Origin of the sequence: Neisseria sp. HMSC056A03, from assembly GCF_001815685.1 — a bacterium.
GTDB classification, from domain to species: domain Bacteria; phylum Pseudomonadota; class Gammaproteobacteria; order Burkholderiales; family Neisseriaceae; genus Neisseria; species Neisseria subflava.
Genome location: NZ_KV821578.1, coordinates 1 through 753, shown reverse-complemented (window position 1 = coordinate 753; position 753 = coordinate 1). Strand labels below are relative to the sequence as shown.

Sequence of the window (753 nt, the reverse complement as noted above, 5' to 3'; positions counted from 1 at the left end):
CCCCCCCCCTATCTAACAGGGGGGGTCGAGATTTGAAAACTTCGGGCGAATCAACGTCAGAATCTTCTGAAGCTGTTGTTTTAAATCAGGAATATGAACGTTATGAAACGGCAGTTATAGATTTTGATGGAAATTTAAAAGTAATCCCGCTTCGTCGGGGGCTTGGAAACACTGCTTTTATCGATACTCTGAGTTTTACATTCAAGGAAAAATCGGTTGTTGGCTTCGCGCCTGAATTGCTCGCGCTGGGAATCCCATCACCTGTAACCGATTTTGACGTGATGAAAAACTGGTCGGAAATTTCAGAATGGATTTTCGGGTTTGGTATTAGCTCCCCTGCTCCCGTCGGGAAAGGTCGTTTTTATGACGAACGATGGGAAATGTCGGTTGAAGGTGTCTTGTACGGTCAAGCTTATATCGGCGGTCAGAATGGCACGATTCTGATTGAGTTGACAGGCAAAGGGTGTACTGCTGCTAAAGACGGTTGGGAACATCGTCTATATCGGTTTTTGAATGAACATGCATACAGTCCACGCATAACGCGTTGTGACGTAGCAAAAGATTTTTATAGCGAAGAAATAAGCCCTGATACTGCGTGGGCATCTTATCAGAATGGCGAATTTGATAAGCGGGGTAAGCGTCCGCTGGTGGCGCAAATTGGATCTGATTGGCTGAATGGAACCGATAACGGAAAGACACTTGGTGTAGGGTCTAAAAATTCTTCTTGTTATTGCCGTATCTATGATAAGGCAA

1 protein-coding gene is annotated in these 753 nt (G+C 44.9%); it reads left to right on the top strand.

Annotated features, from left to right (window positions below; genetic code table 11):
• Positions 1 to 32: 32 nt before the first annotated feature.
• The coding region (locus HMPREF3052_RS00320; RefSeq protein ID WP_210399494.1) for a replication initiation factor domain-containing protein at positions 33 to 753 on the top strand (721 nt) is incomplete at its 3' end.